19 protein-coding genes, 1 tRNA gene and 1 rRNA gene are annotated in these 11,204 nt (G+C 58.6%); 18 read left to right on the top strand and 3 right to left on the bottom strand.

Features of this window, described 5'->3' with window-relative positions; genetic code table 11:
• Positions 1 to 163: 163 nt before the first annotated feature.
• The 3 genes from FCK22_RS17120 (at position 164) to FCK22_RS17130 (ending at position 1,243) form a co-directional block, all read left to right on the top strand.
• Positions 164 to 397, top strand: a complete 234-nt coding sequence (locus FCK22_RS17120) for a helix-turn-helix domain-containing protein (RefSeq protein ID WP_136720689.1) — start codon at positions 164 to 166, stop codon at positions 395 to 397.
• Between the two features lie 84 nt (positions 398 to 481).
• Positions 482 to 682, top strand: coding sequence for a hypothetical protein (locus FCK22_RS17125; RefSeq protein WP_136720690.1), 201 nt, complete (start codon positions 482 to 484; stop codon positions 680 to 682).
• Positions 683 to 985: 303 nt separating this feature from the next.
• The gene (locus FCK22_RS17130; protein WP_120350088.1) at positions 986 to 1,243 is read left to right on the top strand and encodes a hypothetical protein; all 258 of its coding nucleotides are present in this window, start codon (positions 986 to 988) and stop codon (positions 1,241 to 1,243) included.
• 296 nt (positions 1,244 to 1,539) lie between these two features.
• Here FCK22_RS17130 and FCK22_RS17135 read toward each other — a convergent pair whose 3' ends face one another.
• Positions 1,540 to 1,998, bottom strand: a complete 459-nt coding sequence (locus FCK22_RS17135) for a hypothetical protein (protein ID WP_136720691.1) — start codon at positions 1,996 to 1,998, stop codon at positions 1,540 to 1,542.
• Between the two features lie 415 nt (positions 1,999 to 2,413).
• Between FCK22_RS17135 and FCK22_RS17145 the strand changes: the two genes are divergently transcribed.
• The 15 genes from FCK22_RS17145 to FCK22_RS17215 all read left to right on the top strand — a co-directional run bounded on the left by FCK22_RS17145 (position 2,414) and on the right by FCK22_RS17215 (position 10,816).
• On the top strand, positions 2,414 to 3,067 hold the full coding sequence (locus FCK22_RS17145) for a S24 family peptidase (protein WP_136720693.1): 654 nt from the start codon (positions 2,414 to 2,416) through the stop codon (positions 3,065 to 3,067).
• Positions 3,064 to 3,345 carry a hypothetical protein gene (locus FCK22_RS17150; RefSeq protein ID WP_136720694.1) on the top strand — a complete coding sequence of 94 codons (282 nt, stop codon included), beginning with the start codon at positions 3,064 to 3,066 and terminating at the stop codon, positions 3,343 to 3,345. Before FCK22_RS17145 ends, FCK22_RS17150 begins: the two co-directional genes overlap by 4 nt.
• Positions 3,335 to 3,619 carry a hypothetical protein gene (locus FCK22_RS17155; protein ID WP_136720695.1) on the top strand — a complete coding sequence of 95 codons (285 nt, stop codon included), beginning with the start codon at positions 3,335 to 3,337 and terminating at the stop codon, positions 3,617 to 3,619. The genes FCK22_RS17150 and FCK22_RS17155 overlap by 11 nt, the downstream gene beginning before the upstream one ends.
• 220 nt (positions 3,620 to 3,839) lie before the next feature.
• On the top strand, positions 3,840 to 4,109 hold the full coding sequence (locus FCK22_RS17160; RefSeq protein WP_136720696.1) for a hypothetical protein: 270 nt from the start codon (positions 3,840 to 3,842) through the stop codon (positions 4,107 to 4,109).
• On the top strand, positions 4,106 to 4,393 hold the full coding sequence (locus FCK22_RS17165; protein WP_136720697.1) for a hypothetical protein: 288 nt from the start codon (positions 4,106 to 4,108) through the stop codon (positions 4,391 to 4,393). The genes FCK22_RS17160 and FCK22_RS17165 overlap by 4 nt, the downstream gene beginning before the upstream one ends.
• On the top strand, positions 4,393 to 4,611 hold the full coding sequence (locus FCK22_RS17170) for a hypothetical protein (protein ID WP_132447088.1): 219 nt from the start codon (positions 4,393 to 4,395) through the stop codon (positions 4,609 to 4,611). The genes FCK22_RS17165 and FCK22_RS17170 overlap by 1 nt, the downstream gene beginning before the upstream one ends.
• Positions 4,608 to 4,787, top strand: a complete 180-nt coding sequence (locus FCK22_RS17175) for a hypothetical protein (protein ID WP_067264725.1) — start codon at positions 4,608 to 4,610, stop codon at positions 4,785 to 4,787. The genes FCK22_RS17170 and FCK22_RS17175 overlap by 4 nt, the downstream gene beginning before the upstream one ends.
• Positions 4,784 to 5,104: a hypothetical protein gene (locus FCK22_RS17180; RefSeq protein WP_067264729.1), complete on the top strand. Its 321-nt coding sequence runs from the start codon at positions 4,784 to 4,786 to the stop codon at positions 5,102 to 5,104. Before FCK22_RS17175 ends, FCK22_RS17180 begins: the two co-directional genes overlap by 4 nt.
• Positions 5,105 to 5,237: 133 nt before the next feature.
• Positions 5,238 to 7,085 carry a ParB/RepB/Spo0J family partition protein gene (locus tag FCK22_RS17185; protein ID WP_136720698.1) on the top strand — a complete coding sequence of 616 codons (1,848 nt, stop codon included), beginning with the start codon at positions 5,238 to 5,240 and terminating at the stop codon, positions 7,083 to 7,085.
• A complete protein-coding gene (locus tag FCK22_RS17190; protein WP_067264735.1) occupies positions 7,082 to 7,294 on the top strand; it encodes a hypothetical protein in 213 nt (70 codons plus the stop codon). Before FCK22_RS17185 ends, FCK22_RS17190 begins: the two co-directional genes overlap by 4 nt.
• Before the next feature lie 236 nt (positions 7,295 to 7,530).
• On the top strand, positions 7,531 to 7,755 hold the full coding sequence (locus FCK22_RS17195) for a hypothetical protein (RefSeq protein ID WP_067261811.1): 225 nt from the start codon (positions 7,531 to 7,533) through the stop codon (positions 7,753 to 7,755).
• A gap of 84 nt (positions 7,756 to 7,839) precedes the next feature.
• Complete coding sequence (locus FCK22_RS17200) at positions 7,840 to 8,061, top strand: hypothetical protein (protein WP_067261809.1); 222 nt, start codon at positions 7,840 to 7,842, stop codon at positions 8,059 to 8,061.
• Positions 8,062 to 8,082: 21 nt separating this feature from the next.
• Positions 8,083 to 8,829, top strand: coding sequence for a hypothetical protein (locus FCK22_RS17205; RefSeq protein ID WP_067261807.1), 747 nt, complete (start codon positions 8,083 to 8,085; stop codon positions 8,827 to 8,829).
• Between the two features lie 13 nt (positions 8,830 to 8,842).
• Positions 8,843 to 9,079, top strand: a complete 237-nt coding sequence (locus tag FCK22_RS17210) for a hypothetical protein (protein WP_067261805.1) — start codon at positions 8,843 to 8,845, stop codon at positions 9,077 to 9,079.
• A gap of 114 nt (positions 9,080 to 9,193) precedes the next feature.
• Positions 9,194 to 10,816: a recombinase family protein gene (locus FCK22_RS17215; RefSeq protein ID WP_169306118.1), complete on the top strand. Its 1,623-nt coding sequence runs from the start codon at positions 9,194 to 9,196 to the stop codon at positions 10,814 to 10,816.
• Between the two features lie 3 nt (positions 10,817 to 10,819).
• Here the strand turns inward: FCK22_RS17215 and FCK22_RS17220 are convergent.
• Positions 10,820 to 10,896: transfer RNA gene (locus FCK22_RS17220), tRNA-Met, on the bottom strand.
• Positions 10,897 to 11,120: 224 nt separating this feature from the next.
• A 5S ribosomal RNA gene (rrf, locus tag FCK22_RS17225) occupies positions 11,121 to 11,204 on the bottom strand; the annotation flags it as partial.

Here is an 11,204-nt window from a genome sequence, read left to right on the forward strand (position 1 = left end):
AGCCTTGATGTAGGGTACGGGTACTGCAGTAAAGTGAGGCCCCGGGCCGAAGATCACAACTCTTCGACCCGGGCAGTTCAACCGCAACTGTGATCGCGGCAAACCAGGCCCGGCGGAATCTCGAAAAACGCCGGACCACATTGCCAGAGAAGGAGATATTCCCATGGCAACCTACGAACACCATATGACTGGTGTAGCGCTCAATGACATTTCGATTAAGCGAAAGCAACTGACGCTTGATGAGGCGGTAACCGCCCATATTTTGCGCCAGCAAGGCGAGACCTTTACGGATGTCGTTCAACGGCTGGGCACCAACGCAAACCGCGTTGGTGAAGTGTTTCGAGGAGATGTGTTCCCCGAAGCCGCGATGCTCGCACTGAAGAAGCTGACGACCTGAAATTGTGGCGGCGGTATAGCAGCCGGAAGAGCTGCCGGGAGGAACCGCCGACCCCTTTAGCGCCTGATTGGAGAAGATCGAGCCATGGGATTTGAAGTAACCAACGAAATGATCCGACCGGATAAAGGAACCGCGTCGCTGGTCCTGCACGATCCTGAAACGAACTCTCAGATCATCGTGAATGTGCATATCTCTATAATTGAAGAGCCAACCCGCAAAGAGTTTCTGGCTAAGTCGAGGCAAGCTGTGAAGACTGCTTTGGCGGATGCGATCAAGATGCTTTGAAACTTGCCACAGCCCGAACGAACGCAGGGCTGTCAATAACTTGTGTCGCTCAATGGTTAGGTCAAACCTCTGATAATAAGCAGACATCCGGCACAGGCCCACGGCCGTAGGAAGGCAGCCTTGCGGTCGATGCATTGACCGATCAGGCGGGCATGTAGGATTTATGTTGGTACGTCGGGGCAGCGAGTACGAATCGCCACCCCGACTAGCGATACCGCGCCGCTGAACTGCGCGACACACCGCGATCATCGGCCCACTGAGAGAACGCCGATTGATCGCCATAGTCAGGAAAAGGAACCTCCCATGACTATCTCTTACCGGTCCATCGGACCGGACGGCAGACACCCGATGACGGGCGTCCTTCTGAACCCATACGCCATTCGGCGCAAATTCTTTACCTTCGACGATGCTGTAACCATTTGGATCATGCGCTTGCAATGCGAAGATTACGTTGTCATCCAACATTTCATGGGCGCTTGCTCGTACCGAATTGCAGAAGTTCTGTCCGGTGAGGTGCATCCCGATGCCAAGAACGAGGCAATCCGTCGTCTCACCTGCTGAACTGAGCAAAAAGGGCGCGCAGCCGTTGCCGGCCGCGCGCCTTAGTTCAACAGGGAGTAGACCCCGGCGCCGCACCACAGGCTGGCCCGGCGCCGGGCGGGGCTTTGCGCGGCACCGCGCCCCATCGGTGAGGGAAAGCGCATGAAACGCCCTGCCACGCAAATTGGACGGGGCGGCGCGCATCCCCAGACGCTGCGCACCGCCCCGGAACCGCGGCTCGACAGAGGGCGGATCGCAACGATGCCCCTCCGAAGCCTGCGGATGACGAAAGCGAAAAATCGAAACCGCTGAATTGTTCACGCCGCACCGCCAGTCCGCACAGCAGCCGGCTTCCCGCGGGCAATCGGGGCCAGCAACTCCATCAGCTCCAAGGCAATCGGGCGCAGGACAGCAGCTTCACGGTGATCGACGTGACCGTCAGTCAACGCCTCCGCCAAGAGCGATGAGAACGCGGTCGCGGCGCAAAGCGTAGGCATGTGCTCAGGAAGACAAGCCTCACCCTTTCGGGCTGATTGACCCACCATGCCTAAAATGTCGGAAGTGAACCCCGGCCCAAGCGCGGCGAAAAGCGACATCAGGCCAGCGGCGGTCGGCGTCACACCCTCTTCATAGCTGCGAAGGGTCCGAGCCTTGATGCCTGTGACCTCTTCCAAAGCCTCAAACGAGTAGGTCTTGCCGTGGCCAACCCGGAGACGAAGCGCGGCGTCGATCTTGTCTGAAAGTGCTTCGCTGGAAATCTTCATGTTTGTTTCCATGGTTTTGATGCGGTGACCAAAGCAGGTTCAGTGCATGACAGGGTATTTTGACAGAGAGGGAGGAAGGGGCGCGGCATTAGGCGGCGTCCTTGGTGAAACTAGGCAGACCGGCCAAAGCTGGGGGTTTCTCAATGCCTTCCGGCCAGTTTTGGGCGAACCAGACCAAAGCGGCATTGTACCGTTTGATTGTTATGTCTGATCCCGCACGAAGAGCAGATAGCTTCTTGCTATCGCCGAATACGCGATGAGAGACGGTTCGGTCGAATTCAACTCCCGAAGCTCGCTTGTAGGCGTCCGCAACCGCCAAAAGGGTCTCAATTGTGTTCATGACCGGCAATATGCGGTTATTTTACCGCATCGTCAACGGTCATGTTACCGCTCCCTCGATTGCGCCACGTGCGGTAATTATGACCGCATGGATATGGGTGAAATTCTCCAGCGAATTCAGCAGCGCGGGAAAGAAATAGGGCTCTCAGAGCAGGCTCTGTCTAAGGAAGCCGGGCTGTCGAAAGATGGCATCCGGAATTGGCGGCGCAGATTTCAGGCTGGCGATGAAAGCGCCGGGGCAAACGTCACATCTATCAGTAAAGTCGCGGCGGCACTGGGCGTTTCGGAGTTATGGCTGCTTTACGGAGTGGAGGAAGATCAACCCCGCCCCACCGTCGCAATCGCCGGCGCAGTAGGTGCAGGTGCGATGGTCCCAGTCTTCGACGCCTATGAAAAAGGCGACGGCCCGCAAGTTGAGTGTCCTCCCCAGTTATCGCCGCATGGCATAGTGGCAGTCGAGGTTCAGGGCGACAGCATGGAACCGATCTATTCCGCTGGCGATCTACTGTTTTATACACGAGAGACCCCTGACGGCGTTCCGGCAGAAGCCATCGGTCACCGCTGTGTCTGCGAAGACGTGAACGGCATGGGTTGGGTCAAACAAGTGCGCTCGGGTTCTGAGAGAGGGCTGTTCAACCTCATTTCGTTAAACCCCGGCGCCGATAACCAGCATGACGTACAACTGAAATGGGCCGCGCGGGTGCGTATGCACCTGCCTGCGGATATGGCGAGACGAGCATGACAGAAACAACTAACAGTGCACTTCTAGACAAACTGGCCACTCTGGAACAGCGAGTTGAAAGCCTCGAAGTGGAATCGAGATTGCTCAAGTTGGCATTATTCCAACTGACCGTTCAAGATCTGAACGTGTTGGTTATTTCTGAAGAAGACGATCACTCGGAAGTAGTGAAGGCCTATGAATCACTAAAGGAATCCATGGCAATAGTTCACGGCGTAACAGACGATGATAGACCTCTGGGCCAGATACCAGCCGACAAGGAGGCCAAAAGTGAGCGATAAAGTCAGAGATATCTCGGGACAGAACCGCTCCCAGCAACAGATCATTGCTCAAATTGAGAGCTTGAAAAAATCAGATACTCGATCACATAGTGGTGGAGGTGGAGGTGGCGAGATGGAACAGCGTGTCCGACAGTTGGAAGCCGATATGTCCTTTATCAAAGGCAAGCTAGATGACATGCCGACTAAGGACTGGATGACGACCCGGTTGATTTGGGTAGTTGGAGCCCTTGTAGCGCTTTCCGGTCTTATTCAGCTTGTTGTCGAGAAAGTTTGAACTTGTACTATAGCTCTTAGTTTCAGAGCGCCTAGGTCAGTACCAAACCCGCCCTTGTGGCGGGTTTTTTCTTTACCACTGCCAAGCCGGTAGGCATTTCACAGCATGGGATGGATGTCGGCAAATCGCCGATTTGCGGTAATATAACCGCATCGCCATTGACTGCGGTAATATTACCGCTTAACCTCCCTCCATACCGCCCCGGTAATGGAGATGGAAAATGCAAACCCGCAGCACCGAAACCGCCCATGCGGTCGTCACGAACCCTGAACACTTCCACACGCAGCCCACAATACTCGCCTGCGCCTGGGACATCCTCATGGCCGAGCGCGGCAAGCGCGTAGACCTCGATCGTCTCGGACCGCCCGCGCATATCGTTAAGGCCGAACCGCTCAATCCGGTACTGGCCGATTTCGACAATCGCACCCCGCGTATCCTCGCCCGCATTCGTCAGCACGTGGCACAGAGCAACGGCGGTGATGCGGCATGAAGCTCACATTCCCTAACCTCGACAGCGCTATCGCCGCGGCGAAAGATGCTGGGTTCAGCATCGGCGCACCCCATCGGAATGAGCCGATCGGCTTGATGCACGGCAGCTTCCACATCGCGAAATGGCGCAGCCTGCACCGCTGCGACCGAAAACTTTGTCATGCGGTGATCCACCAAAGCCAACCCGGCGAGGTCACCGTGGTTTTGCAGGCCACCTGTCCTAAAGCGCCAGCTACCGCGCTCTGCACAGCCGCGGTTGCCGCGTCGCCAAAAGAGGTGGCGTGATGTCCGAGCTCCCCCAATTCGCGCGCTTCTGGATGATCTGCCGGAAACCTGCCGGGCCCGGCGCCAAGACCGAGCCGCGCCAGCGCTACAGCACCTTCAACGATGCCGAACATGCGGCCAGCCAGTTGGCGGAAAGCACTGGCGCCCCGCATCTCATTCTCGAAAGCGTCGCCATCATCCGCCCCGGCGACAACACTCAGAAGGGATTGTTCCCATGATGACCAAGGATGAAGCCGACCTCGCCCACGCCCGCGGCATTATCGCAGATTGCTGCCACTATTCCGATGCCGCCGTGATCGCTGCCTGCGACACGATCCTATTGCTGGATCGGAACGGCGATGACGCTCACCGCGCACGAACTTTGCGCGACACCCTCGAGAAGACAGCGGCATGAGCGCCCCGCTCAGCCGTAGTCGCCCCGACCTCACCAAAGCATTGGAGGAAATGATGGCAGTCCAGCGCGATGAACAGCGACAGCAAGACCAGCACACCAACACCCTTGCGAGGCTCCGAGCGATGGAAGGTAGCGGACCGTGGCTGCATGAACCCTCGCGCTGCGTTCAGTCCCGCCGGTGGCCTGCCTATCTCGGCGTCATTCTGTTTGCTCTGCTGCTCGCCGCACTGGTCGCCAGCATTGCGACCGCCGCAAGCACTGCGATCGCGCAAATCCAAATCACGCCGAACCTCGCGCTCTACTGCGGCGCTTGCTGAGGGCTGACGCATGAAATGGACCACCGAAACAGTACCGGGCTTTGGCTGCACCTACCGCGTAGAGCGACTGACCCTATTCGGGCTCACTCTGTATGTGCGCTGGACCAAATCCCCCCAATAACCGGAAGCCCCTATGACCGACCAATCCCCCATGTCGACCACCCGCACCGTGCCGCTTGATGACCTCTCGCTGCACGCATTCAACCCGCGTCAGGTTCACGACCCCGAGGACATCGCCGCGCTCGCGAAATCGCTGTCCATCAACGGTCTGATGCAGAACCTCAATGCGCTTGACGAAGACGGGAAGCTGGGCATTGTCGCTGGCGGCCGGCGGCTGCGGGCACTGGAGCACTTGCGTGCTCAGGGCAGCGATTTTGCCGACAGCGCAGACATCGACTTCGACGCGATCCCGGTGAACGTGACCACCGACCCCGCATTGGCCCGCAGTTGGGCAGGGTCCGAAGGCGCCACGCAGCGCCCGCTGCATCCAGCAGATGAAATCCGCGCCTATGCCGCCATGGCCGATCACGGCAGTGATGCCGATCAGATCGCTGCGGCATTCGGCCAGACCCGGGCCCACGTCCAGCGCCGCCTGAAACTGGCTGGCCTCTCCGCTTCCACATTGGACGCCTTACGATCCGGAGCCATCACGCTCGACATCGCTCAGGTGCTCACCGTGACCGGCGGCGCAGAGCGCGAGGCTGAGGCTTTAAAGCTGGCAACAGAGCACCGCTATTCCGCAGATCGCCTGCGTCACCAGCTGATGGAAGGCAACGTGCCCTCATCGGATCGCCGCGTGCAGTTTATCGGTCTGGACCTCTACCGGGCCGAAGGCGGCACGCTCGACGAGGACCTGTTCAGCGATCAATCCCGGCTACACAACGCGGAACTGATCTATCAGCTGTTCGAGACAAAGCTGATCAAGGCTGCCGAGGACCTGCAAGCAAGCGAGGGTTTCGCCCGGGTCATCCCTGTTTTTGAATCGTGGGTCGGCTACCAGCACACCGAAGGCATGACGCGGATTTACCGCCAGGCCATCGACTTGCCTGAAGCGGATGCCATCCGACATGCAGAACTTTGCGAACTCGGCGAAACGCAGACCTTCACCGACGCCGAGAAGGCAGAGTTTGACGCGCTCGAACAAAGAATGCTTGGCGATTACAGAGACGAAGAGCGAGAGGCTGCCACCGTCTTCGTACTGGTGGACCGCGATGGCAAGCTAGAGGTCAGCTCCGCCTACCTCCCCGCGCAATCCCGCACCGGAACAAACTCCAGCACTGGGGGTGAAGAGGTCGAAAAGATCGCCCCGAAGCCGCCCATCACCCAAAGCGGCATTGAAGACCTGCGGCGCATCGAACGGCTAGCTCTGCAAACACGCATGATCGCCCAGCCAGAACTGGCGCTCGATCTGCTGGCCTTCCAGCTTTGGACCGAGATGCCGAGTTTCGCCGGCCCGTTCAACATCCGCGCCGAAGAGCAGCTGAGCCTGCCCGAGGTCGCCAATAGCCTCACCTTCGACAAGCGTGTCACCGGCGAAGACGACGATCAAGCCGCTGACCCACGCGAAGACTTCGACGCGGCTTTCGATGCCTTCATCGCCAAAGGCAAAAAGCACCGCAATCAGATCCTCACCACTCTGTTGGCGCGGACGATGAACGCCCCCTTCGCCAGCGCCGCCAACCGCGCCCTGATGCAACGGCTAGACGTCACCCCGCGCAGTATCTGGACACCGACCGCAGAGAGCCTGTTCAACGCCTGCCGCTCAGAGGCACTCGATAGCATCTGGCGCGAACTGGTGGTGACCGAAGAGCGCGAAGATCAGATGGCGCGCTTCGCCAAGCTGAAGGTCGGGGAGAAGCGCAAGGAACTCGAGAAGCTGTTTAACGACGCCAGCACGCAGGAAGCCTTGGGGCTAAGCCGCGCCGAGGTCGCAGCGATCGACAGCTGGCTCCCGGAAGCCATGAAGGGAGAGGCTGCGTGAACAACCTCGCACCGACCGTGACCGCAGTGGCCGACGACAACGATCACGCCCTGCTGAAAGCAGCGCGCGAGATTGGCTGCAATGATCCCTTGGTCCAGAGCCTTGCTGATCGCATCGAGGCGCTGCGAGGCGGCATGTCCGCTATCGGTATGAGCCCCTCGCTGAGCTCCTGCCATCTGATCGCAACGCAATCCCTGAAAGGCCGCTGATATGACGCAGGTGGTTACAGGCAGCCCGAAACTCAAAACTCAGTTGCCGACATCCAACAAGAACCGCGTTCGGTTCCGCGACCCGAGAACGAAGGAGTATCTACACCTTTCCGGGGCCGGGCGGACAAAAGGAACGGATTACGCATGGATCGGCACCCACGCCCAAGCCCGCGCGATCCGCGATCGGGCGCTATCCGAGGACCAACCTTGGCCCTTTATCGCGGTGAGGCCCAAAGGTGCCTGAGGATCACACCACATCTCTGCACTTCGGAAAGGTCCGCTACGCGACCATCCGCAGGGATTTCCAGCAGCTACGGCTCGCGATCCGCGCGCACGACAGCTTCGCGGCCGAGGAAGCTTGGGAGAAATGCGAGCGCTGGATTGAGGCGATTTCACCCGCCGCGCTTCGCGCGCTCGACGCAGAAAAGAAAGACAGGAGGACACGTGATGCCGCTTTTTGAGAGGCTGCTTTGTATTGCGACCCCAACTCTAGCGGTCAGCCTTGCGCTGATCGCCCTGACAACACTGGCCCTGAGGGCATTGGTATGAGCCAGGTCGTAGCCAATCGCCCGAAGTCGAGAAACGATCGCCAACAGAAGGGCAGCGATACAGCCGCGACCAACCCCGCCCCATCGGCTTGCGACATCGCGCTGGAGGGCATGATCGTGCTCCTCGCACGGCACATCTCCCGTGAGATGACGTCCGTCGACGAACCTCAAAAAATGGCGAGCGAATCGGCGCGTAAGCGCATTGGTAAGTTCGGCTGACAGCTAACCCCCGGAGGCACCATGCCAGAACGTGTCCTTATATGGTGGTCCACAGGTGCCGCCAGCTACACAGCCGCAAAGATCGCGCTTCGGAAATACCCCGATGCGCTGATCGTTCGCTGCGAAACGGAAAACGAGGACGAGGACAATTATCGTTTTGAGCGTGACGCGATGCGCCGCTTGAACCGCAATGTGACCCTGCTGAAATCCGAAGAATACCAGAGCGTTCCAGACGTATGGGACCGCCGGAAATTCATGGCTGGGCATCACGGAGCACCATGCACGGCCGAGATGAAAATTGCACCCCGCTTAGACTTTCAGCGACCGACCGACCGACATATTTTCGGCTACACCGCAGACGCCGATGATGTGAAGCGGTTCAAACGTCTGGAAAAAAACTTCTTTGAGTTGGATGTGGAAGCGCCGCTGATCGAAAAGGGCGTGACGAAAGCCGGGACACTGGCCATGGTCGAGCGGGATGGCCTCGCATTGCCGCGTACCTATGGTATGGGTTTCCCCTGCGGGAACTGCCTCAAGACAGGATGCAGCAAAGCATCATCACCGGATTATTGGGCGCTTTTCCGGTTCCATTTCCCTAGACGGTTTGCTGAAACTGCCGCCCGCTGTCGTCGCCTTGGCGCGCGACTGACGCGCATCAATGGCGTGCGGATTTTCATAGACGAAATACCGGTCGATTGGCCCATGACACAACCGATTGCCCCAGCGTGTGATTTCCTTTGCGCGCTGGCAGAAGATGAAGCCAACTAGCCCCGGAGGCCTTATGCAGCCCTTAAGAATAACAAACGCCACGCGCGTACTGGCCGAGGCACAAGACGAATACTATGCACTCGCCATCCTCGATGAAGTGATCGATGGCACCCCTCATATGACCAGCGTTTGGGAACCCACCCCCAAGGAACTGGCGATGCTTCAAGAAGGCGGCGCTGTGCGTCTCTCCATCATTGGCACAGTGCACCCACCGGTCATGATTACCACGCAGCCAGCGCCAAAAATCTAAGTCCTACTAACCCCGACCCGACCAGAACTTTAACTTGCCGCACCGGCGGGATGCATGCCATCCATTCCGCCGCATGCTGTCCGTTTGCCTTTTCTCATCGCAAGGACCCTTTATATGCCCACCAAAGACACCTCACCAACCCTTCGCGCATGGGTCTATGCCCGCTACTCCACCAACAAGCAGACCCAGAAATCCCTCGATGATCAGATTTCAGAATGCCAGCGGTTCGCCGATCGACACGGCTGGCACATCGAACGCATCCTGACCGACGCGGAGCTGACTGGGTACAGCGATCACCGGCCCGGCTACCAGGAACTGCTGCGCGGCATTGAAGGGGGCATGGTCGAGGTTGTGGTGGCTGAGAACATCGAGCGTCTGACCCGCGACGGGGAACACAGCGCTCAGTTGGAAAAGCTTTGTGCCTTTCATGACGTTAAGATCATGACCATCATCGATGGCGAGGCGAACGCGCTCAACATGGGGCTAAAGTCGCTGATGAGTGGCGCCTTGTTGAAATCCATCGCCCTACAGGCGCATCGCGGCCTTGCGGGCAACGTGGCCGCGGGGAAAAGTGCCGGCGGCCGGTCATACGGCTATGTCATCCCCAGAGATGAACGAGGCGACAAGATCAAAGGCGCGCTGGTCATCGATGAGGGCGAGGCGCAAATCGTTCGCCGTATTCTGACGGAGTTTGCCGAGGGGATATCGCCCAAGAAGATCGTCGACCAGTTGAACCAAGACGGCATCCCGAGCCCGAGCGGAAGAGCCTGGCGCCAGAATACTGTCTTCGGCAACCGCAAGCGTGGCACCGGCATCCTGAACAACGAACTCTATATCGGGGTCAGGGTGTGGGATCGCCTTGAGTACCGTCGACACCCCCAAACACAAAAGCGGGTCTCCCGCCTGCGGCCTGAGGAAGAATGGGTTCGCGTTGAGGTTCCGGAGCTGAGGATCATCGACGAGGACCTCTGGGCGAAGGTCAAGGCGCGCCAGGACAGCTTTCAGGTCAAACCCCGGCGGGGCTCCAACAGCGGCGGCGTCGGCCCCCGCCCCAAGTTTCTTTTGTCCGGCTTCCTCCGCTGCGCCAAATGCGGTGGGCCGTTGACGATCGCTGGCACCGTGCACAAACGCTACTACTGCAAAACGGCCAAAGAACAGGGGCCAACCCAATGCACCGGCATGACAGGGCTTTTGAAGGACGAGGCGGAACAAGCCGTCTTGGGCGGCGTGAAACGCGCGCTGCTCGGCTCGGATGCGTTCAAGCGTTTCCGTGAGGAGTATGCGAGGGCGCTCGCTGATGCGACGCAGTCGCTTCAGGCCGACCGCGCTTCGGTCACCCGCCAGCTCCGCGCGGTGGAGACTGAAATTCGTAACGGAACCGGCGCGATCCTCGCCGGTGTGAACAGCCCTGCCCTCATTGAAGCCCTGTCGAAAGCTGAAGCGCGGAAGCTCAAGTTGCAGGCCCAACAGCGGCAGATCGAAGACGCCCGGCCGATGCTCCCAACTGACTTAGAAGAGGTCTACGCTGCGCATGTCAGAAAGCTGGAAACGATCCTCGCAGAACCCGAATTGGTCATCCATGCGCGCGATATTCTGCGGGTTCTGGTGGAAACCATCAGCGTCGAGGAAGTGGAGGAAGGAAAACACCTCCTGGGCATCGAGGGAGATTTGACAAAGTTCCCAATGACATACGCAAAAGCGCCCCGAAGGGCGGCTTTGCGAACAAAAGTTCGATAGGCTTGGTTGCGGGAGTAGGATTTGAACCTACGACCTTCAGGTTATGAGCCTGACGAGCTACCGGGCTGCTCCATCCCGCGCCAATGCCCTCCGTTTAGACTTATAGCGCGGGAGCTGCAAGCGCATTCGAACAGAGAAAGGTAATTTTTCTTGAGATTTTTTCTGGCATGCTTACCGTTTGCGCCGCCAAAACTCGAAGGCCGCCGGAAAGCCCCCTCAAACGCAAACCGCCGCAGCATTGAGCTGCGGCGGTTTTGTTAATCTGATCATCGTCGAGAGATACTGTAGTCTAGGAACTTATTAGGTTTGGCGATGACCTACTCTCCCACGTCTTAAGACGCAGTACCATCGGCGCTACGGCACTTAACGGCTGGGTTCGGGATGGGAC

The sequence above is a fragment of the Sulfitobacter sp. 15WGC genome, assembly GCF_005068605.1.
GTDB classification, from domain to species: domain Bacteria; phylum Pseudomonadota; class Alphaproteobacteria; order Rhodobacterales; family Rhodobacteraceae; genus Sulfitobacter; species Sulfitobacter faviae.

Bases quoted from the DNA above. Each gene is read 5' to 3' on its own strand.
- FCK22_RS17120 (WP_136720689.1), top strand. From the start codon at position 164: ATGGCAACCTACGAACACCATATGACTGGTGTAGCGCTCAATGACATT.
- FCK22_RS17175 (WP_067264725.1), top strand. From the start codon at position 4,608: ATGATGACCAAGGATGAAGCCGACCTCGCCCACGCCCGCGGCATTATC.
- FCK22_RS17150 (WP_136720694.1), top strand. From the start codon at position 3,064: ATGACAGAAACAACTAACAGTGCACTTCTAGACAAACTGGCCACTCTG.
- FCK22_RS17130 (WP_120350088.1), top strand. From the start codon at position 986: ATGACTATCTCTTACCGGTCCATCGGACCGGACGGCAGACACCCGATG.
- FCK22_RS17160 (WP_136720696.1), top strand. From the start codon at position 3,840: ATGCAAACCCGCAGCACCGAAACCGCCCATGCGGTCGTCACGAACCCT.
- FCK22_RS17125 (WP_136720690.1), top strand. From the start codon at position 482: ATGGGATTTGAAGTAACCAACGAAATGATCCGACCGGATAAAGGAACC.
- FCK22_RS17145 (WP_136720693.1), top strand. From the start codon at position 2,414: ATGGATATGGGTGAAATTCTCCAGCGAATTCAGCAGCGCGGGAAAGAA.
- FCK22_RS17185 (WP_136720698.1), top strand. From the start codon at position 5,238: ATGACCGACCAATCCCCCATGTCGACCACCCGCACCGTGCCGCTTGAT.
- FCK22_RS17200 (WP_067261809.1), top strand. From the start codon at position 7,840: ATGAGCCAGGTCGTAGCCAATCGCCCGAAGTCGAGAAACGATCGCCAA.
- FCK22_RS17180 (WP_067264729.1), top strand. From the start codon at position 4,784: ATGAGCGCCCCGCTCAGCCGTAGTCGCCCCGACCTCACCAAAGCATTG.
- FCK22_RS17165 (WP_136720697.1), top strand. From the start codon at position 4,106: ATGAAGCTCACATTCCCTAACCTCGACAGCGCTATCGCCGCGGCGAAA.
- FCK22_RS17135 (WP_136720691.1), bottom strand. From the start codon at position 1,998: ATGGAAACAAACATGAAGATTTCCAGCGAAGCACTTTCAGACAAGATC.
- FCK22_RS17205 (WP_067261807.1), top strand. From the start codon at position 8,083: ATGCCAGAACGTGTCCTTATATGGTGGTCCACAGGTGCCGCCAGCTAC.
- FCK22_RS17210 (WP_067261805.1), top strand. From the start codon at position 8,843: ATGCAGCCCTTAAGAATAACAAACGCCACGCGCGTACTGGCCGAGGCA.
- FCK22_RS17215 (WP_169306118.1), top strand. From the start codon at position 9,194: ATGCCCACCAAAGACACCTCACCAACCCTTCGCGCATGGGTCTATGCC.
- FCK22_RS17170 (WP_132447088.1), top strand. From the start codon at position 4,393: ATGTCCGAGCTCCCCCAATTCGCGCGCTTCTGGATGATCTGCCGGAAA.